General features: G+C 64.6%; 15 protein-coding genes and 3 pseudogenes. 13 read left to right on the top strand and 5 right to left on the bottom strand.

Annotated features, from left to right (window positions below):
- Nucleotide 1 precedes the first annotated feature (1 nt).
- Both LL962_RS19820 and LL962_RS19825 read left to right on the top strand, forming a co-directional pair.
- Nucleotides 2–2,311, top strand: coding sequence for an MMPL family transporter (locus LL962_RS19820; RefSeq protein WP_228318145.1), 2,310 nt, complete (start codon nt 2–4; stop codon nt 2,309–2,311).
- A complete protein-coding gene (locus tag LL962_RS19825; RefSeq protein ID WP_104587757.1) occupies nt 2,298–2,729 on the top strand; it encodes a phosphotransferase in 432 nt (143 codons plus the stop codon). Before LL962_RS19820 ends, LL962_RS19825 begins: the two co-directional genes overlap by 14 nt.
- 9 nt (nt 2,730–2,738) lie before the next feature.
- Here the strand turns inward: LL962_RS19825 and LL962_RS19830 are convergent, their stop codons facing one another.
- On the bottom strand, nt 2,739–3,278 hold the full coding sequence (locus LL962_RS19830) for a hypothetical protein (RefSeq protein WP_022560281.1): 540 nt from the start codon (nt 3,276–3,278) through the stop codon (nt 2,739–2,741).
- 206 nt (nt 3,279–3,484) lie between these two features.
- Between LL962_RS19830 and fabG the strand changes: the two genes are divergently transcribed.
- Nucleotides 3,485–4,216 carry a 3-oxoacyl-ACP reductase FabG gene (fabG, locus tag LL962_RS19835; protein WP_228318146.1) on the top strand — a complete coding sequence of 244 codons (732 nt, stop codon included), beginning with the start codon at nt 3,485–3,487 and terminating at the stop codon, nt 4,214–4,216.
- Between the two features lie 704 nt (nt 4,217–4,920).
- Here fabG and LL962_RS19840 read toward each other — a convergent pair.
- From LL962_RS19840 to LL962_RS19855, 4 genes are read right to left on the bottom strand one after another with little or no spacing between them, the layout of a single operon-like run.
- The gene (locus tag LL962_RS19840) at nt 4,921–6,543 is read right to left on the bottom strand and encodes an NAD(P)/FAD-dependent oxidoreductase (RefSeq protein ID WP_228318147.1); all 1,623 of its coding nucleotides are present in this window, start codon (nt 6,541–6,543) and stop codon (nt 4,921–4,923) included.
- Nucleotides 6,540–7,361, bottom strand: a complete 822-nt coding sequence (locus tag LL962_RS19845; protein WP_228318148.1) for a glycosyltransferase family 2 protein — start codon at nt 7,359–7,361, stop codon at nt 6,540–6,542. The genes LL962_RS19840 and LL962_RS19845 overlap by 4 nt, the downstream gene beginning before the upstream one ends.
- Nucleotides 7,358–8,131, bottom strand: coding sequence for a beta-ketoacyl synthase chain length factor (locus LL962_RS19850; RefSeq protein ID WP_228318149.1), 774 nt, complete (start codon nt 8,129–8,131; stop codon nt 7,358–7,360). The genes LL962_RS19845 and LL962_RS19850 overlap by 4 nt, the downstream gene beginning before the upstream one ends.
- On the bottom strand, nt 8,131–9,327 hold the full coding sequence (locus LL962_RS19855) for a beta-ketoacyl-[acyl-carrier-protein] synthase family protein (protein WP_228318150.1): 1,197 nt from the start codon (nt 9,325–9,327) through the stop codon (nt 8,131–8,133). The genes LL962_RS19850 and LL962_RS19855 overlap by 1 nt, the downstream gene beginning before the upstream one ends.
- Before the next feature lie 218 nt (nt 9,328–9,545).
- Between LL962_RS19855 and LL962_RS19860 the strand changes: the two genes are divergently transcribed.
- The 10 genes and pseudogenes from LL962_RS19860 (at nt 9,546) to LL962_RS19905 (ending at nt 25,159) form a co-directional block, all read left to right on the top strand.
- Nucleotides 9,546–9,806, top strand: a complete 261-nt coding sequence (locus LL962_RS19860; protein ID WP_104540691.1) for a YcgL domain-containing protein — start codon at nt 9,546–9,548, stop codon at nt 9,804–9,806.
- On the top strand, nt 9,799–13,119 hold the full coding sequence (locus LL962_RS19865; RefSeq protein WP_228318151.1) for an ankyrin repeat domain-containing protein: 3,321 nt from the start codon (nt 9,799–9,801) through the stop codon (nt 13,117–13,119). The genes LL962_RS19860 and LL962_RS19865 overlap by 8 nt, the downstream gene beginning before the upstream one ends.
- A 26-nt stretch (nt 13,120–13,145) precedes the next feature.
- Nucleotides 13,146–13,459, top strand: a pseudogene (locus LL962_RS19870) (low molecular weight protein tyrosine phosphatase family protein).
- Between the two features lie 78 nt (nt 13,460–13,537).
- Complete coding sequence (locus LL962_RS19875) at nt 13,538–15,337, top strand: glycoside hydrolase family 15 protein (RefSeq protein WP_228318152.1); 1,800 nt, start codon at nt 13,538–13,540, stop codon at nt 15,335–15,337.
- On the top strand, nt 15,334–17,136 hold the full coding sequence (gene zwf, locus LL962_RS19880) for a glucose-6-phosphate dehydrogenase (protein WP_228318153.1): 1,803 nt from the start codon (nt 15,334–15,336) through the stop codon (nt 17,134–17,136). Before LL962_RS19875 ends, zwf begins: the two co-directional genes overlap by 4 nt.
- A 491-nt stretch (nt 17,137–17,627) precedes the next feature.
- On the top strand, nt 17,628–22,427 hold the full coding sequence (locus LL962_RS19885; protein WP_228318154.1) for a DUF6531 domain-containing protein: 4,800 nt from the start codon (nt 17,628–17,630) through the stop codon (nt 22,425–22,427).
- Nucleotides 22,428–22,429: 2 nt separating this feature from the next.
- On the top strand, nt 22,430–22,861 hold the full coding sequence (locus tag LL962_RS19890) for a hypothetical protein (RefSeq protein ID WP_228318155.1): 432 nt from the start codon (nt 22,430–22,432) through the stop codon (nt 22,859–22,861).
- 56 nt (nt 22,862–22,917) lie between these two features.
- Nucleotides 22,918–23,811 (top strand): annotated as a pseudogene (locus tag LL962_RS19895) (RHS repeat domain-containing protein); the annotation flags it as partial.
- 365 nt (nt 23,812–24,176) lie between these two features.
- Nucleotides 24,177–24,809 (top strand): annotated as a pseudogene (locus LL962_RS21070) (RHS repeat-associated core domain-containing protein); the annotation flags it as partial.
- A complete protein-coding gene (locus LL962_RS19905) occupies nt 24,806–25,159 on the top strand; it encodes a hypothetical protein (RefSeq protein ID WP_228318156.1) in 354 nt (117 codons plus the stop codon). The pseudogene LL962_RS21070 and the gene LL962_RS19905, both read left to right, overlap by 4 nt.
- Nucleotides 25,160–25,470 lie beyond the last annotated feature (311 nt).

The following is a 25,470-nucleotide window of genomic DNA, read 5'->3' on the forward strand; positions in this document are numbered from 1 at the left end:
GGTGCTGGGCGTGGCCGGACTGTGGCTGAGCGACACGCTCAAGGTGTCCGGCGATCTGCGCAAGTTCATGCCCGCCCCGCGCACGCCAGCGCAGAAGCTGTTGATCGAAGAACTGGGCGAAGGCCCGGGCTCGCGGCTGCTGCTGATGGCCTTGTCCGGCAGCGATCCGGCCACCCTGGCCGCGCAGTCGCAGCAGTTGCGTCAGACCCTGGCGGCGCAGCCGGCGCTATTCGAACTGGTCGGCAATGGTGGCAGCGCGGGACTGGAGGCGATTCCGGAACGCTTGCTGCCCTATCGCTACCTGCTCAGCGACAGCTTCGACAAGACTCCGCTCGACGCCTCGGCGCTGGAAGCGGCCCTGCAGGCGCGCGTGCAGGACCTGGGCTCGCCGGCGGCGGCGATGGTGGAGCCACTGCTGCCGCGCGACCCCACGCTGGAAGTGCTGCACCTGGCCGAGACGCTGCAGCCGGCGGCCGCGCCGCAGCTGCGCAACGAGGTGTGGTTCGATCGTGCCGGCACCTCGGCGCTGTTGATCGTGCAAACGCGCGCAGCCGGGTTCGACCCCACCGGGCAGCAGCTGGCCTACGATGCAGTGCAGGCCGCGTTCGCCAAGGTCGCGCAGGGCAGCAGCACGCAGCTGACGCTTACCGGACCAGGCGCGTTCGCGGTGGAGATCACCGCGCGCACCCAGGGCGAGGCGCAATGGATCGGCACGCTGGACACGGTGGGGCTGGTGCTGTTGCTGCTGGTGGCCTACCGCAGCTGGAAGATTCCGGTGCTCGGCGTGCTGCCGCTGGCCAGCGCCGGCCTGGCCGGCCTTGGTGCGGTGGCGCTGCTGTTCGAGAGCGTGCATGGCATCACCGTGGCCTTCGGCTTCACCTTGATCGGCGTGGTACAGGACTATCCGATCCACCTGTTCAGCCATCAGCGCCCCGGACTGGAGCCGCGCGCCAATGCACGGCACCTGTGGCCCACCTTGGCCACCGGCGTGGTCTCCACCTGCATCGCCTACGTGACCTTCCTGTTCTCCGGCGTCGATGGGTTGCGGCAGCTGGCGGTCTTCACCATTGCCGGGCTGGCGACGGCCGCCATCACCACCCGCTGGCTGCTGCCATGGTTGATCGATCCAGCGCCGCGCGACCATGCCGATTCGCGCCTGCTGGCCATGCTGTGGCGTGGCATCGCACGGCTGCCGCGGCCGCGGATCAGCCTGGCGGCGACCGCGCTGATCGGCATCGCGGTGATCGCATTCGCGCCAGGCCCGTTCTGGCAGAACGATCTGTCCAAGCTCACGCCGGTACCACCGAAGGCGCTGGCGCAGGACACCCATCTGCGGCAGGAACTGGGTGCACCGGATGTGCGTTACGTGCTCGCATTGCCGGCCGTCAGCGATGAGGCCGCGCTGCAGGCCAGCGAGCGGTTGCGGCCACGCCTGGACGCACTGGTGCGCAATGGCGCGCTGACCGGCTACGACATGGCCGCGCGGTATCTGCCCAGCGCCAGGACCCAGCGTGCGCGTCAAGCGGCATTGCCGGATGCCACGCAGGCGCGCGCCATGACCGAGCAGGCGGTGGCAGCTACACCGTTCCGCGGCGATGCGTTTGCACCCTTCCTGCAGGATCTGGACGCGGCCAGGCGTGCCGCGCCGCTGCTGCCCAGGGACCTGTCCGGTTCGCCGCTGGCCACCTCGGTCGGTGGCCTGTTGCTGAGCCATGGCGATCGCAGCACCGCGCTGGTGTCGTTGACCGGCCTGCGCGATCCGGCCGTCTTGGCGGCTGCCGTGCAAGGCAGTGACGCGCAGCTGCTGGATCTGAAGGACGCCTCCGAATCGCTGGTGGCCGCCTACCGCGGCCGCGTGCTCGGCGCGCTGGTGTTGGCCGCGTTGCTGCTGGCGGCGACGGTGGCGATCGCGCTGCGCAGCCCGCGCCGCATCGCGCGCGTGCTGCTGCCGATGGCGCTGACCACGGTGCTGATCCTGGCCATCCTGCGCGGCAGCGGCGTGGAGCTCAACCTGTTCCATCTGATCGCGCTCATCCTGGCCGCAGGCCTGGGCCTGGATTACGCGCTGTTCTTCGACCACGCTGGCGACGACCACGCCGACCAGTTGCGCACGCTGCATGCCTTGATCGTATGCAGCCTGATGACGCTGCTGGTGTTCGCGTTGCTGGCCGCCTCCAGCATTCCGGTGCTGCGCGCGATCGGCAGCACGGTGGCGCTGGGTGTGCTGTTCAATTTCATTCTGGCCTTGCTGGTGTCGCGCGAACCGACGCTGGAACGCCTGGCCAACGGAGAGCCGCATGCAGGGACGTGACGCGATTGCCGCCTTGATTCCGCACCAGGGCAGCATGTGCCTGTGGGAAGCGGTGGTCGAATGGGACGCGCAGCGCATCGTGCTGTGCAGCCACGCCCATCGCAGCGACACACATCCGTTGCGTTGCAACGGGCGCCTGCGCGCGCTGCACCTGTGCGAATACGGCGCGCAGGCGATGGCGGTGCACGGCGGTCTGCTGGGCCGTGCCTCGGGCAGGCCGGTGCGTCCGGGCATGCTGGTGGCCCTGCGCGGCGTGGAACTGCAGGTGGCCTATCTGGAGCAGCTGCCCGACGCGATCGTGTGCGAAGCGCAGGTGTTGATGCAGGGCGAGGACAGCCAGCAGTACAGTTTTCGCCTGAGCCACGGCGAGCAGCTGCTGGCCGAAGGCCGTGCCACGGTCATGCTGGGCGCCGCCTGAGGCCTGCGCTCAGGGATTGACGGGTGTCTTCGCCGCGATCAGCGCGCTCAGATTGCCGACGCCGGGCAGGCGATGCGCATACAGCCGCGCGATGTCGCCGCCGCTGTGCAGATGCTCGAAATGCTCCAGACCGATCGACAGGAATTCCGCACTGCCATCGTGCGGCGTCTTGATCTCGCCGACTTCGAGTGCCTTCAAGGCGCTGATCCAATGGAAGGACTGGCCAGCGTCTTCGCGATTGAAGTAAGCGTACCAGACCGGAATGCGGAACAGCCGCTCGAACGCCACCGCGCGTCTGAGTTCATCCTCATAGGGCAGGCTGTAGCAGGTGTTCTTGTACCTGTTGCGGTTCTTGACGTCGATGGCGATCAAGCCGATCGACTCCAGCAGCAGCAGGAAATCCGGCCGTTTGACCGCTGTGCCGAACAACGGTGCGAAGGTCTCCGGCGCCTGGCAGATGGCTACATAACTGAAGCCATGTAACTGCAGCCACGCGTTCATCGCATCCTCGCCCTGCTTGCCCAGTTCGATCAGGGTCACTGCGCTCATGTGGTGCCGCTCCTTGTCGCCGCGCGCGATCGCGTATGTCGAAACGCTAGCAATCCGACGCGATGGCGCTCAAGCGCCCACTGTCCGATGTGCGGCCTGGTCGAGAAAATGCGCCACCGCCGCGTGCTTCGATGCGCGTGTCTGTCTGCGCGCAGGCGGGTTGGTCTACGATAACGCTCCCACCCTGCGCATGCGGTCCTTGCCTTATGAACCCAGTTGCACGACGCGCCATCGTCACCGGCGGCAGCGGCGATCTTGGCGGTGCCATCTGCCATCAGCTGGCCGCGCATGGCCGGCATGTGATCGTGCACGCCAACCGCAATCTGGCGCGTGCCGAAGCGGTGGTGGCGGCGATCCTCGCCGCCGGCGGCAGCGCCGAAGCGGTGGCCTTCGACGTGGCCGATGCGCAGGCCGCAACCGCTGCGTTGGAGTCCTTGCTGGCCGTCGGCCCGATCCAGATCGTGGTCAACAACGCGGGCATCCACGACGACGCACCGATGGCGGGCATGAACGCGCAGCAATGGCATCGGGTCATCGATGTGTCGCTGCACGGCTTCTTCAACGTCACCCAACCGCTGCTGTTGCCGATGGCGCGCACGCGCTGGGGCCGTATTGTCAGCGTATCGTCGGTGGCCGCGGTGCTGGGCAATCGCGGGCAGACCAACTACGCCGCGGCCAAGGCGGCGTTGCACGGCGCCAGCAAATCGTTGTCGCGCGAGATGGCCAGCCGCGGCATCGCGGTCAATGTCGTGGCGCCGGGCGTGATCGAAGGCGAAATGGTCGGCGAGAGTTTCGCCCCGGACGTCATCAAGCAACTGGTGCCGGCCGGACGCGTGGGTAAGCCCGATGAAGTGGCCGCGCTGGTGGCGTTTCTGTGTTCGGAGTCCGCCGGTTACATCAATGGCCAGGTCATCGGCATCAATGGCGGGATGGGCTGAGGGCGGCTGACAAACGCAGGCGCCTGGCGCTTGCCCACCATCGCAGGACACGCTGCAAGTACGTTCATGTAGCTCCTTGGCGGCAGCCATGCCGCCAAGGATCCCGCGACGGTGAGCAGATAAGGACCAGTGGAGATGGTCGTGCGCAGAGGCTTCAACAAGCAGCCGGCAAGCTGGTGACTTGGCATCTTCGGAAAACCACCAACCAACCGTCTGGCGTGGTGTCCTCGCCGATTGCGGGACCGTGTGGCGGCATGGATGCGGCCACCGAGCCTACATGGACGTACTTGCGGCGTGTCCCGCGAGCGGTGAGGGCGCCGCGCCCTCGACCAGACTCGAAGATGGCCAAGTGATCGCGCCACGCACAGTGCAGGCGTCTCGACCTGTTTGCTCAATACCGGCAAATCAGGTGGAGAGCGGATCACCTGCGCCTTTGCTGCAGAGCCCTTGCCCGCCCACCATCGCAGGACACGCTGCAAGTACGTCCTTGTAGCTCCTACGCGGCATCCATGCCGCGTAGGGTCCCGCGCCGGTGAGCGGGCAAGGACCGGTCGAGATGGTCGATGTGCATGATTGCCAGCGGAGCATGCCGACGTCGCTGCTGGTCTGTTTTACCTTCGTGGGCAAATCGCACCTGCTCGCAAATGGGCATCGAAACACGTTTAGCGAGCCGCGTCGCTGCGCATCGGCGCGTTCGTTACACCTCACGCCGCGTCGGCATACCACGGGGCAGTCAGGATCGCCTCGCCGCTGGCATTGGCGGTCAGCGCGTCCAGGCCGTGGTCGGGCAGTTCCGGGTGGCGCTGGCGGGCCTGCTGCAGGATCTCGCGGGCCAGCACCGCCATCTGCGCGACATTGCCGTGGATGCGGGCCACGAACGCCTCGTCGTCGAGGCTGTCGTTCAAGGCGCCATTGAGTTCGTTGAACCAGCCGATCAGATACTGATCCAGCAGGCGGCCGGTGCCGGCGGTGATGCCCTGGGCGGTGTTGCGTGCGCCCCAGTCGTGCAGCACGCGTTGCATGGCCAGGTTCATGTCGCGCGCGTGGAAGAAATCCGCCTTCATGCGCGCCAGCAGGCTCAGCTCGGCGATGCGCCCGGCGCAGAACAACGGCGCCAGCAGCGACCAGTAATAGGTGTAATCCCAGATCACCTTGACCGGCATGACCTGCTCGTCGCCGAACAAGGCGTATTGGTCCTGGTACAGGGTCAGGGTATTTTCGTAGAACGAGAAATACAGCTGCTGATACAGCTCCGCATACGGGCTGAGCGACTTGCCGGCGCGGTCGCGGCCGATCAGCTCGCAGATGTAGGTGTTGGAAATGGCGATGAAGTCGCTGCCGGGCGAATAGAACGGATCCAGGAACATTCCCGCCTCTCCGGTGAGCGCCCAGCGCTGTGCGGAAAACACCTGCTTGCAGCCGTAGGAGAAATTGCGCAGGAACAGAAAGTCCTGCAGCCGGTAATCGGCGCCATCGAGCGTGGCGGCCACCTGCGGTTGATGCAGGCGCAGCCAGTCCATGGCCTTGCCGTGGGTGTTCATGGTCTCCAGCGGATGCATCGCGGCATCGCAGACGATGCCCAGCGAATGCGCGCCCGAGGACAGCGGAATCAGCCAGAACCAGTAGCCTGGCCCGCACATGTGATTGGTCGAACGCCAGCGGTCCGGCGGGGTGCAACGCTGCAGCCAGTTGCTGTCCTGCGACCAGCCGTTGGGATCGATCAGGCCTTCCACACGCCACCACACCGCGTTGGCGTTGTGCGCATTGTCCTGCGCCAGGCCGAGCTTGCGCTTGAGCAGGCCGGCGCGGCCGCTGGCGTCCACCACCCAGCGTGCGCTCAGCGCGCCGGGCGCGCCGTTGCGCTCGTAACGCACCGCATGATCGGCGTCGTCCTCGGCCAGGTCCACGCCCTTGACGGTGCAGTCATCGATGAAGGCGATGCCGTGCGCGCGTGCACGCTCGCCAAGGAAATTTTCGAAGCGGCCACGATCGATCTGCCAGGACGGCGTGGGCAGGATCTTGCTGACGCCCAATTCGGTGCAGCGGTCGATATCGGTGCGCTGATCGGAGAAGAAGAAGCGGAAGCCGAACTTGCGGATCTGCTCGGTCTCCAGATGCTCGCGCAGACCCAGCACCTGGGCGAAGTAATGCGCGCCGATCTCCACCGTGGACTCGCCCACCTTGAACGCGGCTTCGCGTACCGGATGCGCGCGCCGTTCCAGCACCGTGATGGCCAGGTCCGGGTCGCGTTGCTTCAACTGCAGGGCCAGGCTCAGGCCGGCCAGGCCACCGCCGGTGATGACGACATCGGCACGCTGTGCATTCATGGGGAGTGGTGGTTGTTGGTGACCCTGGGCACAGTAGCAAATTCGCCGTCGGCGTCGTCGACGATGACCGGGTTGGCGCGCACGCGGCGATACTCGCGCCAGACGTGGCCGTAGGCCCACACCTGCTTGACCACGTGCGAGGTGATGTTCCATAGATCGCGCACCAGCCGGAAATGGCTCTTGCGGAAGGTGCCGGGCGCACTGCCGGCATAGCGGGTCTCGATCGGCACTGCCACTACCCGCGCACCGGCCTGGCGGGCGGCGGAGATCAGCAGCTGTGCTTCGAACACGAAGCCTTCGCCGGGCACGTTCGGCAGGGTGAACACCGAGGCCGGATACAGCCGTTGACCGCTCTGGCTGTCCACCAGCCGGAAACCGCAACCCCAGGCGATGCCCCAGTCGCCGAAGTCGTTGCCGATGCGGCGAATAGTGGGCTGGGTGGCACGCTTGCGCATGCGCGCGCCGATGATCACGCAGCCGGGGTGGCGGTTGGCTGCGGCCAGCAGGCGTGGGAAATCGGCCGCCTTGTGCTGGCCGTCGCCGTCCATGGTCATCACTGCGCGCATGCCCAACTGCTGGGCCTTGGCAAAGCCGCTGCGCAGGGCGGCACCCTTGCCCATGCGGTGCGGATGGCGGATCAACGTCACCGGCAGGCCGGCGATGCACTCGGCAGTGCCATCGTCGGAGCCGTCGTCGATCACGATGACGTTCGGGCAATGGGTCAACGCGTCGGTGACCACCTCGTGGATGCGCAGCGCTTCGTTCAGGGCCGGCACCAGGATGGCGGTGTCTTCGCGGGTCAGCGGCAGCCGGCTCATCGCTGGAGCTCGACGTGCAGGACCCGGCCGGGACCGGCATACAGCGCCACGCTGTCGCCGCTGCCGGCCAGCAGTTCGAACAACGGCAGCATCGGCGCCATCGCATTGTGGGCGGCGTGCCGGGATAGCGGGGCGTCGCCGGGGGATGGGACGCCATCGTCCAGCCGCGCGTGCAGCTGCGGCTTGCCCGGCTGACCGGGCGGGCCGAGCACCAGGGCGCCGCCGAGCAGGCCCTGGCTGGGTGCGATCCGGCCGAGCGGCCCGACCGAGCGCGCATCGTAGCCGGCCAGCAGCACCGCCTCCACGCCGGAGGCGAGCTGCACCAACGCTTCCAGCAGGCCTTGCGCGAAGCTGGCGTTGGACGCGCTGATCGCGGTGGCCGGCGTCATCGCGCCAGCACCGATGGTCCAGTAGCCGGCGGCGGCGTTGTGCACCGAGTTGTGGAACTTGGTCGGCGAGATCGCCAGCGGGTCGCTGGCCAGGGTGGTGCACATGTAATCGGTGATGGCCAGATCGCCATGGGTGGAAGTGAACACCGACGGCAGGCTGGCCGGGTCGCGACCGGCGGCGGTGCAGGCGGCCAGCGCGGCCTCCAGCGATACCGCCACCGTATCCGGTGCGCGGCGACGCTCGTTGGCGGCCAGCAGCTGCGGCGCCGGGCGAGCCGGCGTTTCCTGCGCCGCGGCTCCGTGCACGAAGGCCTGCGCCGCGTCCCAGTTGGGCAGGCCCTGGGTCCAGAAACCGATGCCTTCGATGGTGGCGGCGAGCATCAGCGTGCCCGCCCGAACAGCAGCGAGCAGTTGTTGCCGCCGAAGCCGAAGGAATTGTTCATGGCGTAATCGATCCGGGCATGGGCGTTGTCGAAGCGGATCTGCGGTCCGCAGGCGGGGTCGGGCAGTTCGCTGTTGAGCGTGCCCGGCAGCAGGCCGTCGCGCAGCGCCAGCAGCGCGATCACCGACTCCACGATGCCGGCCGCGCCCAGGGTGTGGCCGGTCCAGGCCTTGGTGGAACTGGCGTGCAGGGTGGCGGGGAAGATCGCCGCCACCGCCGCCGCTTCCACACTGTCGTTGGCCGGCGTGGCGGTGCCGTGCAGGTTCAGATAGCCCACCGCCTCCGGCGCCAGGCCGGCGCGTTGCAGTGCGCCGCGCATCGCCAGCTGCGCACCCAGGCCCTGCGGGTGCGGGGCGGACATATGGTGTGCGTCGCTGGATTCGCCATAACCGTACAGCCACAACGCGGCGTCCGGTGCGGCGGCGGTGCGTTCGACCAGCGCAAAACCGCCGGCTTCGCCCAGGCTCAGGCCCACCCGGCGCGCATCGAACGGCTGACACGGCTCCGGTGCCACCACCTGCAGGGAGTTGAAGCCGAACAGCACGCTGCCGCACAAGGTGTCCACGCCGCCGACCAGCGCCGCATCGATCACCCCGGCCTCGATCAGCCGCGCGGCCTGGGCGAACACCTTGGCGCTGGACGAACAGGCGGTGGCCACGGTCACGCTGGGGCCGCGCAGGCCGGTGGCATGCTGCACGAAGTCGCCCAGCGAATGCGGGGTGTGCACGATGGGGCGTTCCAGATCCGGCGGGAAGCGTGCGCCATCGGCGTCTTCGACCAGCCGCGTGTACGCCTCTTCGCTGGCGCCGATACTGGAGGTGGAGGTGCCGATGATCACCGCCACGCGCTCGGCGCCGTAGCGCTGCGCGGCGGCCTGCGCCGCTTCCAGAAGGCCGTCCTGCTGCAGTGCCACCCAGGCCAGGCGGTTGTTGCGGCAGTCCCAGCCTTGCAGCGCATCGGGCAGGACCACGTCTTCCACGCCATCGACGCGCCCGATCCAGCACGGCAACGGTTGCGGCCCGAAATCGTTACGGCGCAGGCCGCTGCGGCGCGCCTGCAATGCAGCGGCCTGGGCCGCGAGCCCGGCGCCGAGCGCGGTGGTGGAGGTGTAGGCGGTGACGGCGACCGGGGCCATCGGGGACGGATGCTGCGCTTGGCTCACGGTGGTCTGGCTGGCGAAAAGTGCTGGCAGTATATCGGTGGCGTGTGCATGTCCCAGCGCCGGCACGACTGAACGCGTCGGTCATGTCGCTGACGCGACTGGAATTTTTCGCATCGGCCGCGCTTTCGCCATGGCCGCAATTGGGACACAATCGGCGCGACCTACCGCTCTTCGAGCGCGATCACGCGCGCATGCACGCCTACGTCTACAAAAGCCAACGCAAGCAGGACACCTTCGTCTACCTCGCCACTCGCGACGATTTCGCCGGCCTTCCTGCTGCCGTGCACGCGCAGCTGGCGCCGTTCGCTTTCGTGCTGGAGGTGGCATTGACGCCGGAGCGCCGGCTGGCACAGGCCGATGCGGCCACGGTGCGCGAGGCGCTGGGCAAACATGGCTTCTACCTGCAGCTGCCCAAGACCGTGGTGCTGGCGGGCGAGTGCGACCATGACTGATCCGCAACGCGCTGCGCGCCTGCGCACCGTCGCGCTGGCGGGTGCGGCCGGCGTGGCATTGACGCTGTTGGGCGGACTGGGCGGTGGCCTTGCCGCGCTGAGCCTGTGGCTGGCCCAGCCGGCCTTCGCGCTGGCGGTGTCGTGGGCGCGCGGGACACGTGCGCTGCCGGCGCAGCCGCGCGCCATCGCGCAGGCGCTGCCGTCGCTGTTGGCGATCTGGGGCGTGGGCCTGCTGGCGCTGGCCGCATTGATCAGCTGGCCGCTGACCGCCCTGCGCGACAGCGGCAGCCTGGCCGCTGCGCTGGCGTTGAGCGTGGCGATCAGCGCCGCGCTGTTGGGCCTGTGGCGAACCTGGCCGTTGTGGGGCGAGGTGGAGCGCGACGGCGGCGCACTGGCGCCACGCTGGCACGCCTTGGCCACCCAGGAACTGCATGCCTGGCGCGGCCTGCTGGCCGCGGCGCTGGTCCTGGCGATGTGCACGCTGTGCGTGACCCTGGCCTGGCCGGGCGGCGTCTCCGACGGTCTGCGCTGGGGCCTGGCGATCGCCGCCTGCCTGGCGTTGCCGGCCGCCCATCTGCTGTTGCAGCGGACCGCCGCGCCGGCACGTAGTGCTGCACCGGCCGCTCCGCAGGCCGCCGATTTCTTCAACGAAGCGGCGGCCGAACCGCGCCCGCTGGAGCCGGTGGCACGGCATCAGCTGGTGCCCGAGCTTTTCGAGGCCGCGCGTAGCGGCCGGGTGGACCGCGCCCTGCAATTGCTCGACGCCGGCGCCGACCCGCAGGCGCTGCCATTGCCGGAATGGCGCGACCAGCGCAGCCTGCCGGCGCTGGCCGCCGTGCTGCCGGATCTGCGCCTGCTGCGCGAACTGATCGTGCGCCGCGTGGACGTCAACCAGCCGCATCGCGGCATGACCCCGTTGCTGGCGGCCACCCGCGACAGCTGGCATGGCCGTCCGGATGCGGTGATGACGCTGCTGGCCAATGGCGCCGACCCGCGCGCCAGCGACAACGACGGCAATACCCCGCTGCACCACGCGGTGCGCAGCTCCGATCCGGGCGTGGCCGCGCTGCTGCGCGATGCCGCCGCCGAGCTGGATGCGCTCAACCACGACGGCCACTCGCCATTGGCGATGGCCTGCCAGGTCGGCAACTGGCGGTTGGCGAAGTTCCTGCTGGAGCGCGGTGCGCAGTCCGAACCGGAGGGCGGCGCGCCGGTACTGCTGGCCGCGGCCGGCACCGAAGAGGACGATCCGGCCGGCGTGCAGTTGCTGCTCAAGCACAAGGCGCGCGTGGATGCGCGCGACCGCCAGCGCCGCAGCGCCCTGCACGAAGCCGCGCTGGCCGGCCACGGCGACATCGTCGAAGCGCTGCTGTCGGCCGGCGCCAATCTGGAAGCGCGCGATCTGCTCGGCCGCACCCCGTGGCTGGATGCCGCCCGCCAGGCGCGCAGTGCGGTGCTGGAGCGCCTGGTGGCGCGCAAGGCCGACGTGCTGGCCATCGATGGCGAAGGCCGCAACGCGGTGATGCTGGCCTGCGCCGCCGACAGCGTGTCGCCGGCCTTGATCCGCCGCCTGCTCGACCTGCAGGTACCGGCCGCCGCTGTCGATGCGCACGGCCGCCGTGCGGTGGACGTGGCCGCCGAAGCCGGGCGCTGGGCGATCGTGCAATTGCTCGACCCCGCCTACCCGCTGCCGGCGGCGGTCAGCGATGCGCCGGGCGACATGCCGGGCGTCGCCGTGCTGCCCGACCGCCCGCCGCTGGTGCTGCTGCGCGAAGGTCTGCAGTTCGGCCACCGCGACGGACTGAACGCCCTGGCCCGGCTGTGCGGCCCGGAAGAACTGGGGGGGCTGCTGCACGATGTGCATGTGGCCTTGAACGCCGAGGCGGTGGATTGGTTGCTGCGTCACGGCGCCGATGCCGAAGTGCGCGACGCCTGCGGCGATGTGCCGATGTTCGCGCTGCTGTCGCGCGGGGTGGAGGCGGTACCGGCCCTGCAGGTGCTGCTGCGCCACGGGGTGTCGCCGGCTGGCGCGGGCGGCCTGACCCGGCTGCTCAGCGCCTGCGTGCAGCACGATGCCGCCTCGCGTGGGCTGGAACAGTTCGCGCTGGAGTTGCTCGAGCGTGGCGCCGATCCGTTCGCCCCCTCGGCCGCCGGTGACCCGCCGCTGTCGCTGGCGGTACGCCTGGGTTGGCTGCGCCTGCAGCAGTGGTTGCTGGAGCACGGCGTGGACCGCGAGGCGCGCGACAGCCATGGCATGACCGCGCTGCACCTGGCCACCGCGCTGGGCCGCGAGGCCGCGCTGAAACTGCTGGTCACGCAGGGCGCGTCGCCGGACGCACGCGCCGCCGACGGGCAGACGCCGTTGGGCGTGGCGCTGTCGATCGGGCGGCGCGATCTGGCCGATTGGCTGGACTGGCGGATCTGGCCACTCCCGCGTCGCGCGCTGCGCGAGGCCGACCTGCCGGCTGCGGCGATGACCGGCGACACCGACGCGGTGCGTCGCCTGATCGATCTCGGCCTCACCGTCGATGCGGTGGATGCGCAAGGCTGCACCGCGCTGCTGCGCGCGGCCGGCGGCGGTCACCTCGGCGTGGCGAGCCATCTGCTCGGCCGTGGCGCCGATCCCCAGCGCGCCGCCCATAGCGGGGCCACCCCGCTGTCGGCGGCGGTGAGCATGCGTCAGACCGAGATCGTGGCGGCCCTGCTGCAGGCCGGCGCGCAGATCGAGCATCGCCTGCCGGGCGGGGTCACCGTGCTGATGCTGGCCTGCGCCCTGGGCCTGCCGGATATCGTGGCGCGTCTGCTCACCGCCGCGGCCGATGTGCACGCCACCGACGACCAGGGGCTGGCACCGCTGCATTGCGCCGCGCTATACGGCTTCACCGCACGCGATACCACCCGCCTGCTGGCCTTGCTGGACACGCTGCTGCTGGCCGGTGCCGACCCCGAACACCTGGCCGGCGGCCGGGTCAGCCCGCTGCTGCTGTTGTTGGGTGCGCGCGCCGAACCGGGCACCGCCTGCGACGAGAAAGTGGTGTTGGCCGGGGTCGAGCGCCTGCTCGACGAAGACGTCTCGCTGGAGGTGGCCGACCAGCGCGGCTTCGGCCCGCTGCATCTGGCTGCGCTGCACGGGCTGCCGCTACTGGTACAGCGCCTGCTGCGTGCCGGCGCCGACGCCGACCGGCGCGATGCGCTCAACCGCACCCCTCGCGAGATCGCCATCATGCGCGGCTTCATCGATGTGGCCGGCCAGTTCGAACCGGCGTTGCCGGGGGTCTCCTCGATGGCGCGCTTCCTGCGCGAAGGCCGCTGAGCCGGCGCGGCGGCGCCCCGTTGCTGGTGCTGTTCGTCTGCAGCCGCAACCGCCTGCGCAGCCCCACCGCCGAACGCGTCTTCGCCGACTGGCCCGGCGTGCAGACCGCGTCGGCCGGGCTGGCCGCCGATGCCGAGCTGCAGGTCACTCCCGAATTGCTGCACCAGGCCGATCTGGTGCTGGTGATGGAGCGCCGCCACCTGCAGCTGCTGCGCAGGCGCTTCGCCGCGCACCTGCGTCACTGCCGCGTGTGTGCCTGCAGATCCCCGACGACTACGCCTACATGGACCCGGCACTGATCCGCCGGCTGGAACACACGGTGCCACCGCTGCTGCGTTGACCGGGCGGCTCGTAACCTGATCCAGACACCGCGCATGCAAGACTGGTGGTTCTTTCGCAGGAAGGAAGCCTCCCGACGATGAGCGTGCGTATCGAGGACCACGCCATGCTGGGCAACTGCCACAGCGCGGCCCTGGTCGACCACCGCGGCACCATCGCCTGGCTGTGTCTGCCAAGGTTCGACTCCGATGCGGTCTTCGCCTCGCTGCTGGGCGACGAGCAACACGGGCAATGGGCGCTGGCGCCCACCGCCGACTACCGCAGCGAACGCGCCTACGAGGACGACAGCCTGGTGCTGTGCACGCGGTTGATCACCGACAGCGGCACCGTGGAACTGGTCGACTTCATGGCGGCCAGCGAGAACGGCGAGATCCACCAGCATGTGGTGCGCATCGTGCGCTGCGTGCAGGGCGAGGTGGCGATGCACATGCGGTTGACCCTGCGCTTCAACTACGGCCGCACCGTGCCATGGGTGACGCGGATCGTCGACGGCATCCGCGCCATCGCCGGGCCCGACCAGCTCGCCCTGCGCTCGCCACAGGAGCTGCATGGCCAGGACCTGGGAACCGAGGCAGATTTCACCCTGCGCGCCGGCCAGAGCACCTGGTTCGTGCTCAGCCACGGCGCCTCGCATCTGCCCGCTCCGCCGCCGATCGATCCGCAGCAGGCGCTGCACGCCACCACTGCGTTTTGGCACGGCTGGGCGCGGCGTTGCACCGATGTGGGCCCGTGGACCCAGCAGGTGCGCCGCTCGCTGGTGGTGCTCAAGGGCCTGAGCTATCTGCCCACCGGCGGCATCGTCGCCGCCCCCACCGCATCGCTGCCCGAACATCTGGGCGGCACCCGCAACTGGGATTACCGCTACTGCTGGCTGCGCGATTCGGTGTTCACGCTGATCGCCTTGCTGCAGGCCGGTTATCGCGACGAAGCGGCCTCGTTCCGCGACTGGGTCCAACGCACCATCGCCGGCTCGCCGGACCAGCTGCAGGCGCTGTACGGCATCGGTGGCGAGCGCCGTCTGCAGGAATGGGAGGCGCACTGGCTGCCCGGCTATGAGAATTCCGGGCCAGTGCGGATCGGCAACGGCGCGGTGGACCAGTTCCAGCTCGACGTCTATGGCGAGCTGATCGGCGCGTTCCATTACGCACGCGAGAAGGGGGTGACGCCGCCGCCGGACGACGACGGCTCCTCGGCCGCCTTGCTGGAGAACATCCTCGACACGCTCGAGGATCTGTGGCGGCAACCGGACGAAGGCATCTGGGAAATCCGCGACGAACGCCGCCACTTCGTGCATTCCAAGGTGATGGCGTGGCTGGCCTTCGATTGCGGCACGCGCGACGGCATCACCAATGCCGATGCCGACAAGCGCGCGCGCTGGGGCCGGATCGCCGAGGAAATCCGCGCCGAAGTGCTGGACAAGGGCGTGCATCCGGATGGCCACTTCGTGCAGAGCTACGGCTCCGAACGCCTGGATGCTGCCTTGCTGCTGATCCCGATCGTGGGCTTCCTGCCGCCGGACGATCCGCGCATCGCCGCCACCGCCGATGCGATCGCGCGCGAGCTGACCATCGACGGCCTGGTCGAACGCTATCGCGCCGACGACAGCGCCGACGGACTGCCGGCCGGCGAAGGCACTTTCCTGGCGTGCAGCTTTTGGCTGGTGGAAAACTACGCCTTGATCGGGCGCACCGATGAGGCGCGCGCCTTGCTCGAGCGGCTGCTCGGCTTGTGCAACGACGTGGGCCTGCTCGCCGAAGAGTACGACCCGCGCGCCAAACGCATGCTCGGCAATTTCCCGCAAGGGTATTCCCACGTGGCCCTGGTCAATGCGGCGCTGCGCCTGCATGGACGCATGGGCGAAAAGGAAACGCATCCATGAATGAGCAACAGACCACGCCGCCCTGCATCATCGTGGTGTTCGGCGCCCGCGGCGACCTGACCCGGCGGCTGGTGATGCCGGCGCTGTACAACCTGCGCCGCTCCGGCGCATTGGGCGAGCAGTTCGCCATCGTCGGCATGGACCACGGCGACATCAGCGAGCGCGCCTGGCGCACCAACATGGGCAAGGCGATGACGCAGCTGCTGAGCAGCCGCGATGCCGAATTCCAGGCCGATGCCTTCGATACCGCCACCTGGGACTGGCTGCGCGAACGCATGCATTACCTGCGCGGCGACTTCACCGACCAGGGCGCTTATCAGGCGCTGGGCGGCGTGCTGGACAAGCTGCACAAGCGCTACGGCACGCAGGGCAACGTGCTGTTCTACCTGGCCACCGCCGCGCGCTTCTTCGAGCCGGTGTTGCTCAACCTGGGCGAAGCCGGGCTGGTCCGGCAACGCGAAGGCGAGGGCTGGCGCCGCGTGATCGTGGAAAAACCCTTCGGACACGATCTGCCCAGCGCCGTCGCGCTCAACGCCACCGTGGCCAAGGTGCTGCACGAGGATCAGGTGTTCCGCATCGATCACTTCCTGGGCAAGGAAACGGTGCAGAACATCCTGGCGTTCCGCTTCGCCAACGGCCTGTTCGAGCCGGTGTGGAACCGCGATCGCATCGACCACGTACAGATCACCGCGGCCGAAACCATCGGTGTGGAAGGCCGTGGCCGCTTCTATGATCCCACGGGCTGCCTGCGCGACATGGTGCCCAACCATCTGTTCCAGTTGCTGGCGATGATTGCGATGGAGCCGCCGGCCGCCTTCACCACCGAGGCCATGCACCGCCGCCGCGCCGAGGTGATCGAAGCGGTGCGCCCGATCCGGCCGGAGGATGTCGTGCGTGGCCAGTACGCGTCCGGCGCGGTCAACCGCAGCGCCGTGCCCGGCTATCGCGAAGAAGACACCGTGCCCGAGGATTCGGACACCGAAACCTATGTGGCGATGAAACTGCAGGTCGACACCTGGCGCTGGGCCGGCGTGCCGTTCTATCTGCGCACCGGCAAGCGCCTGCGCGAACGCACCACCGAAATCGCGATCCGCTTCAAGCCCGCACCGCTGGCGCCGTTCCGCAGCACCGAAGTTGGCGGCTATGGCCCCGACTGGCTGGTGCTGCATATTCAACCTGATGAAGGCATCTCGCTGCAGTTCGACGTCAAGCGCCCGGGCGCGCAGGTCGCATTGGCGCCGGTACGCATGGACTTCCGTTATCGCGACTGGTTTCCCAAGGAATACACGGTGGGCTACGAGCGCCTGCTGCAGGACTGCATGAACGGCGAAGCCGGGCTGTTCCAGGACGCCGCCATGGTGGAAGGCGCCTGGCGCATCGTGCAGCCGATCCTGGACGCCTGGAAACAACCGGCCAGCGACTTCCCCAACTATGCCGCCGGCAGCGCCGGCCCCTCGGCCGCCGATGCGCTGCTGGCGATGAACGGCGGCCACGCCTGGCGCGCCCTCACTCCCGGCCGCAAACCGCCACCGCGCCGCCCGCCGGAGGTGCGTGCGGGTGCCGCAACGCCGGTGAAGAAAGCCGCCAGGAAAGCTGCGAAAAAGACCAGCAAGTCGCCAAGCAAGCGTGCCTCGCCAGCGGCTTCGGCATCGAGTGAAAGTACCGCTGGCGCCAGCCGCAAGATCGCCAAGAAGGCGGTCACTAAATACTCAAGTAAGAAGGCCGCAAGAGTTCCAGTGAAGTCGCTGGGTAAATCAGCGGTAGGCAAGACGGCAAAAGCGCGCAAGCCGCGCAGCTGATCCGCACGCGTCAGCCATGGGCAGCATGGTTGACGCATTCTTCGGGTTTGCGGTGGAGCGCGCCGTTTGCCGCGTCATGATGCGCGTTCTCTACCCATGCCGGCGCCATGTGATGGCAACACCGATTTACCCTGACGCTCAGCCATGAAAAAGGCTCGCCACGCGCAGGGCCGGCCTTGTCCAAAGATTCGCGATGCATCATCGACGTGGCGACTCGCGACAGCATTTCGCGTAGGCGAAGCTGGCGGTTGAAACGGCAGGCGGCCTCGGCCATAGCCTTGCGCGACGTGACAGGTGCCCCTGATGGCACGATGGACGAGGCCAAGCATCAGCGAACCCACCGAGCAACTGACCCGCCTGCAGTCGCTAGCAATTGACAAAGTCGGTTGTCAGCTAGGAGGCCATTACGTACTATCGCAGCCTGAGCTGACAAGGATTGTCGTATGCGACACGTGTGTATCCCGTTTTTCGCGCTGCCTCTCTCAGGGATGATGAAGCGCATTGCCCATGCGGCCAACATGCGCCTGAAAGAGATTGATCGCACCAGATCAGCCCGATGGGCGGCCAGGCCAATGTTGCCGCCTGCAGCATTCGACTCGATTGGACCGATTGACTTCTTGCAAGGACTCGCAATGACCACGCCATGCCGCAACCAGAAAAAGACCGGCTCCGCGCGCTTTCTGCCTTTGATGGCAATGCTTTGCCTTTTCTTTCTTTCCCCGCTCGTCTCTGCGCAAGGAAAGAAACAGCAATTTTTGGTGCGCAATGCGGAAGGAGCATCCCATGGCGCCTACGACACGCAGGCGCAGGCGGAAGCGGCGATCAAGGCGATTCCTGGGTCGCAGTACATGCAGGATGCTTATCGGTACGTCGACACTATTAGGGACCAGACAGTCGGCGGAGACGGAAAGATGCTGATCACCTATTGGATGGGCAATGCGAAGGCGAAGGACGAAGATTGGCGCTATTCACCCGCCATTGGTCGATCCAACTTTCCTTCGGAAGAAGAAGCCGCTGCAGCGATAGTGCAGACGTTGAGCGAGCAGTCCCCCCAATGTGGAGCCGCGTCCGTCGCGCCGCTGGGCGGGTGGACTGCACAAGCAGGCCCATTTCCAGAGTACGACCTGGGTATCGAAACTCAGTCTAGGCAGTACGTAGCTCGTGCATTTTTTGACGATTGCAGCGATACCTATGAATTCGAATTAGGCATAACCCGGTCAAGGCGGTTCGAATGTCCCAAGCCCTACAGCAACTGGCACATCAGCGACCAAGGTTGTACGAACAAGGGGCTCATCGCGACGATCGAAGTCTCAGCCCCGCAGTGTGAGGGAGATCAAGGCGGCAACTCCGGCATGGTCGGCAATCCCTGCGACGTCAAGACAGGCGAGAAATTCCAGGCCGAGCGCGATTTCGATCTGGGCTGGCTTGCCCTGACGCGTTACTACCATTCGGGCATCGCGCTGAACACTGGAGGGTTCGGACCAGGATGGACGTTCTCGCACAGCCTGCATCTGACGGTCCAGGGTGACGCGTTGGGGCTGGTGGAGGGTAGCGGTTACGCCGTGCCGTTCCGCAAGGTGGGCTCGGACTATCGCGCGGCCAATGCCTCTGGCGAGCGCATCATCGCCAATGGCAATCAATGGGTACTGTATCGCCAGGATGCCATCTATACCTTCGACGCCCAGGGCAAGCTGATCTCGCGCACCGCGGAGGACGGCAACGGGCTGGTGTATGCCTACAGCGCGCGCGGCCGGCTGCAGAGCATCGCCTCGCTGCAGGGTCGTTCCATCCAACTGGTGTACGCCGACGACAGCGACGACGCGCTGATCACCGGCATCGTTTCCGGTGGCGTACAGCTCGCCAGCTACGGCTACGATCAACAACGCTTGGTCGCCGTGACCTATGCCGATGGCAAGGGCCGCACCTACCACTACGAAGACATGCGCTTTCCCCGGCACCTGACCGGTGTCACCACGGAAGACGGCCGGCGCTTCAGTATCTTCGCCTATGACGATGCTGGCCGCGCAATCTCCAGCCAGCATGCCGGCGGCATCGATGGTGTCACGCTCGCATACTCGTCCACCGGCACCGCCGTCACCGATGCCCTGGGCAACACGGTTGATTACACGATGACTGCCGCGGGCGGCGAATCTCCGAAGATCGCATCCGTGGCAGGAAGCGACGGCACGATGCGCTACGCCTATGACGATCAGGCGGCCGACTATCGCAGGAGGCTCAGCGCGGTGATCGACAAGCGTGGGGTGCAGACAAGGCATACCTATTCGGAGCTGGCCGAAAATGGCGTGGACATCAATATCCACACCGTCCAGGAAGCGTTTGGGCTTCCGCAAGAACGTACGACCACGACCCGGACAACCGCCGGCTCCAACCGGATACTGTCGATCCAAAGCGCTGGGCGCACCGTTTCCTACACCCGCAATGATCGTCTTCAGCCAATGCAAGTGTCGACGATTGGCGCAACGTCCAGCGAGAGGCGCGACGTGGCTTACAGCTACTGCGAGGCATCCGATGTCGCCGCAGTAGGTAGCACCTGCCCGGTCCTGGGCTATCTGAAGTCCATCGATGGCCCGCGCACAAATATCGACGACCGTACGACCTACAACTATTACCCCATCGATGCCGCGGGGTGCGAGACCGGCACCGGACCATGCCCGTATCGCAAGGGCGACCTCAAGCAGACCATCAACGCCCGCGGCCAGATCCGCGAGAATCTGAGCTACGACGCTGCGGGCCGTGTTCTGTCTGCCGTCGACGAAAACGGGGTGCTGATCGATTACAGCTACCACCCGCGTGGCTGGTTGGCATCCACAACGGTGCATGGCGCGACTTCCACGCAGAACCGCGTCACCACGATCGAGTACTGGCCCACCGGCTTGGTCAAGCGCATCACCCAGCCCGATGGCAGCTACGCCACGTTTATCTATGACCAGGCCCAACGCCTCACCGATGTGACCGACACGCTCGGCAACACCGTCCATTACGTGCTCGATAAAGCTGGCAACCGTGTAGAAGAGCAGACCAAAGATGCACAAGGCGCGCTCAAGCGCAGCTTGAGCCGTATCTACAATCAACTGGGTCAACTGAAAACGCAGGCAGACGCGTCTGCAAATCCCACCGACTATGCCTACGATGCAAATGGCAACCTGCGCTTGATCACCGACGCATTCGGCCGTAGCACCCAGCAAGAGCACGATCTGCTCGGTCGGCTTGCGCGCACGTTGCAGGATGTCGATGGCATCAAGGCAGAAACCAACGTGGGTTACGACACGCAGGATCGCCCGTTGCAGGTCAAGGATCCAAAGCGCCTGGACACCCGCTACACGTACAACGGCTTCGGCGATATCCTGAAGCTGACCAGCCCCGATACCGGCGTCACCAGCTACACCTACGACAGTGCCGGCAACCGCGCCACGCAGACCGATGCGCGCGGCATCACCTCCACCTATGCCTACGACGCGCTCAACCGCGTCGTGAGCATCAGTTATCCAACCGCCGCCTTCAATGCCAGCTATACCTATGACCTCACGCAAAGCGTGTGCGCCAGCGGTGAGACATTTACGGTCGGGCGCCTGGCCAAGCTCCAGGATGGCAGCGGTACCACCCAGTACTGTTACAACCGCTTCGGCGAGGTGGTGCGCAAGGTGCAAACGGTCAACGGCAAGGTGTTGGTGGTGCGCTACGACTACACGCCGGGCGGCCGCCTGCGGTCGATGGTCTACCCGGACGGTACCGCTGTGGACTACGTGCGCAACGCGCAAGGCCAGACGACCGAGGTTGGGGTGACTGCGCAGGGCGGCAGCCGCCAACATCTGCTGAGCGGAGCGACCTACTATCCGTTCGGTCCATCCGCCGGCTGGACCTACGGCAACGGCCGCAAACTGGCGCGCATATACGATCTTGACTACCGTCCCCGCAGCATCCAGGACACCCGCGCGGGCGGCTTGGAAATCGGCTTCGGCTTCGATGCCGTTGGCGACCTCACTGCTTTGACCCCGGCTGGCAATCCGACACCAGAGCTGCGACTGGACTACGACGCACTCGGTCGGCTGACAGCGTTGAAAGACGGCGTCGCCAATACCGTGATCGACGGCTACAGCTACGATGCCACCGGCAATCGCCTGAGCGCCAAGGTTGGCGGTGCGACCCAGGCCTACACCTACCCAGGCACCAACCACCGCCTGAGCGCAGTCGCAGGCGTGGCGCGCACCTACGACAAGATGGGCAACACCCTCACCATCGGCGGCAAGGCACGTGAGTACCTGTACGACACCACTGGCCGCATGACCCAGGTCAAGCGCGCGGGTGTCGCGGTCATGAACTACCGCTACAACGGCCGCGGCGAGCAGGTACGCCGCTACCTGGGCACCACCAATACCTACACGCTCTACGACGAGGCCGGCCATTGGCTGGGCGACTACGACACCAACGGCACACCCAGGCAGCAAGCGATCTGGCTGGACGACCTGCCGGTGGGCCTGCTGGCCAACGGCGGCCAACTAAACTACATCGAACCCGACCATCTCGGCAGCCCGCGCGTCGTCGTCGATGCTGCCCGCGACGTTGCGGTGTGGAGCTGGAGCCTGAAGGGCGAAGCTTTCGGCAACACCGCACCCAACCAGGATCCGGATGGCGATGGCACCGCGATGGTGTTTGACATGCGCTTCCCAGGGCAGCGTTTCGATGCAGCGAGCGGGTTCAATCAGAACTACTTCCGCGATTACGATGCGGCCACTGGTCGGTATGGGCAGAGTGATCCGATCGGATTGAATGGTGGCTCATCCACCTACAGCTACGCGTTTAGCAGCTCTTTTGCGGCCATCGACTTTTTCGGCCTGAAGACTTACATAATAACCACCTATGACTATGGATTTGGCTCGCACTCAGCAATGTTCATCGATGGAAGTAACGGTAAGCCGCCATTTCTGTATGACCCGTCCGGAAGCTATTTGAACGAAACGCGGGGCAGTAGTGGTATCTTCGAGAGATCTGTTGACGGCGCTGACTTGGAAAGGTACATAAATTATCAAAAAGGAACGGGCAGTAAGGTAAAGGTTGTTATTTTGAATACCAGTGCTAGCCAAGAGGCGAGATTTAAGAATCTAGCTGAAGAGATAAGTGATCCACGAGGTTTATTTTGCGCGGGCTCTGTTTCTTCAGTAATGTCTGGCTATTGTTCCATTAGTCATACGTTACTTCCAGGAAAACTAGCAGGAATGGTTGACGAAGCAAAAAGAAGAGAATCATCAAATACCTGTCCTGGCGAGGAATAGTGATGAAAAAGTCTTTCTCTCTTTTGGTGTTGGGAACTGCTCTTTCATTAACTTACTTGTTAATTTCTTTTTACATATGGCCTTATGCTGTCTCATCGGTAATTAAAAACGAGGGAATGGCATTTGAATACAAAGTTATCTTCGCCTCTTCTTTTGCTATGCTTCCCATCATTATTTCGAATATTTCAAGTAAATTATCGGTTCAGATTCTTGTTGGTGCAATTCTAGGGGCTGTCTTGGGGCTTATATCTACGTGTGTGGTTGCGGTGTGGTCTTCGGGATATAGTTATTATTTAAAATCCATAGAAGGCGGGAGCTTATACGAGCTAATATTGCTTCATGTGGCAATTTCATTGGTATTGGGTGGTTGGCTGTTTGGTGCGGGAGCTGGATTGGCGACAGGCATTCATTTTAGGATAGGGAGTCGGAGTTAGTTTTAAATATATAGGCCATAGTGCAGCGCGGTCATTAGATGCTGATGTAACGCTAAGGCGAGCAGGTACGCCGCTACTTGGGCACCACCAATACCTATACGCTTTATGACGAGGCCGGCCATTGGCTGGGCGACTACGACACCAACGGCACACCCAGGCAGCAAGCGATCTGGCTGGACGACCTGCCGGTGGGCCTGCTGGCCAACGGCGGCCAACTGCACTACATCGAACCCGATCATCTCGGCAGCCCGCGCGTCGTCGTCGATGCTGCCCGCGACGTTGCGGTGTGGAACTGGAGCTTGAAAGGCGAAGCCTTCGGCAACACCGCACCCAACCAGGACCCGGATGGAGACGGTACCGCGATGGTGTTCGACATGCGCTTCCCGGGCCAGCGTTTCGATGCGGCGAGCGGGTTCAATCAGAACTACTTCCGGGATTACGATGCGGCCACTGGTCGGTATGGGCAGAGTGATCCGATTGGGTTGAGAGGAGGAATTTCTTCTTACTTATATTCGTTAGGTACACCGACTTGGCTTTATGACCCATTTGGACTGGAAGCTGTCTGGGACACCAAAACTTGCGCGGGCCAACTGGGTCTAACGACCTGCGACGGAAAGGGAGGGTTCATGGTAAGTAACTGCAACTTTGGTTGCGATCGTGAATGTACGCAGCGCCATGAAGAAGAACACAAGAGATTTTTAAAAGCTCTTCATCCTGGCGCATGTTTAGGCCGCCCACTCGGAGCTGCTCCTTGGCCCCAAAATTATGCTGCTGATAGCGAGGCTTACGCACGGGAGTTTCATGAAACCGAATGTAAGGCTGATGCCATTACTATTGATTGCATCTCAAAAATTAAGAAGAAAGCCCAGTTAGATTCGAACGCTACGCGTAACCTTCTTGAAGCTGTCAAACGTCGGGAGTCTAGAAGATGCGAAGATTATGGATTTTGATTTTATTTACTTCAATAATTTCAAGCGCTTTTGCTGGCGAGGCATGCCAAACTTTCTCTGGGGTAGACCACAAATTGCCAGCTGCAGTTAAGAAAGGGCTCAGAGAGAAAAAAATGGAAGAGTTCCAGCTAGTGAACAAGACGGTGTGTGCGACATACGTGACCTGGCACGCTTTGCCGCCAAATTTCCCGCCGTCGCAGCCTTGGCCGCCTGGAGTCATGAAACTTGTTTCATGGGACACGACGAATAATAAGATTGAAATTCTTTAGTGGTCTGGTTCCCGTCTTGATAAGCTGTGGCACCGTGTAGCAGAGGGTAGATGTGCAAATATTAAAATATTTCTAACAGTGAGGTTAATAAGGCCAAACTACTTCCGGGATTACGATGCTGCTACTGGGCGGTATGGGCAGAGTGATCCGATTGGATTGAGAGGAGGGCTGAATAGCTACTCATATGCTAACAATCGCCCGTTTTTCTCCTCTGATCCATTTGGCCTTCGTGCGCTATTTGCTCAAGAATCTGCTTCTATTGGCACTCTGTTCGGTAGCAGCTTCGATACTGCATCACTAGATATCCAGCAAGCATCGGGAAGCCGCGGCTCATCTCTGCGTGGCAGTAATGTTAAGCTGCCACGAAGCCTTTTTATTGATGTTGATATAGGTAAAGGCATCGACCTCAATAAAGTTGAAGCCCGCTCAACTCTTGCTCACGAGGTTTTTCATGTGTGGCAGCGTCGTAGAGGTGCAAAGGTCACCTCACGCCTCATACTTCCTCAGGTTGGATATACACTTGGCTTTGGGAGTCCCTATGATTACGTGAGTCCCTCTAGCGCTGAACAAGCATCTCAATACTTCAATGCACTTTTGGGAGATGGCAAGTACGAAGCACAGGCTCAGTTATGGGAAGATTCGTACCTCGCTAGCGACTCCAGTAGCTTAGCTGGGGAAATTTGGACTGCCTTGCAAAACGAGGTTCAAAATGGGTGCTTGGGCCAATGATTACTGATAATTTAAGGCTGGCAATTATTCTTATGATCTCCTTGTCTGCTTGTGCTGCTCCTGGCCAAGGTATAAAAGCCAAGAAGACGAAGGAGGTCGGTAACGCTATAGTCCGTTCAATCGAAGCTTATCGTCTTGAGAGGGCTGCTTATCCCAAGTCGATTGATGAGCTTGGTAATTATAAGGAAATCATGACGGATGTTGATTCCGCAAATTTAAAGTTATTCTTTGTCTCAAATTCGTCTGATAATTACGAGCTAATAATAAAGTATTTTGGCCCAGGCAGTAATTTATGCGTCCATCGATCTGCAGACGCCGAAAATGTCTGGAATTGTACGGGCAGCTACTGATCAGATGTCACTACCTACTAGGAAAAACTGCGGCGACTCTTGGGATTACGTTGGGTGCTGGTACAATGCCAAAAACCCCATCTGAGCTCAGGGGTTTGGGCGTTCCGAAAAATCAGCTGAATCCGTACACGAGTCAGCTCAGCCGGTGGGCAGGCAGAACAGGGATTAGGGATCTGCGTGAGCTCGGTCGGACTGTCGGCGGAAAGGCGCTCGGTGTAGCTGCGACTGGCGACGCCCCCCCAGTTTGAGTAGCACCTTGGTTTGGAGTCCAATTCCCTACCCCGAGGAGATTGGACGTGAAGAAGCGTTTT

It is taken from the genome of Xanthomonas sp. NCPPB 1067, assembly GCF_020783795.1.
In the GTDB taxonomy this organism is placed as follows: Bacteria; Pseudomonadota; Gammaproteobacteria; order Xanthomonadales; family Xanthomonadaceae; genus Xanthomonas; species Xanthomonas melonis.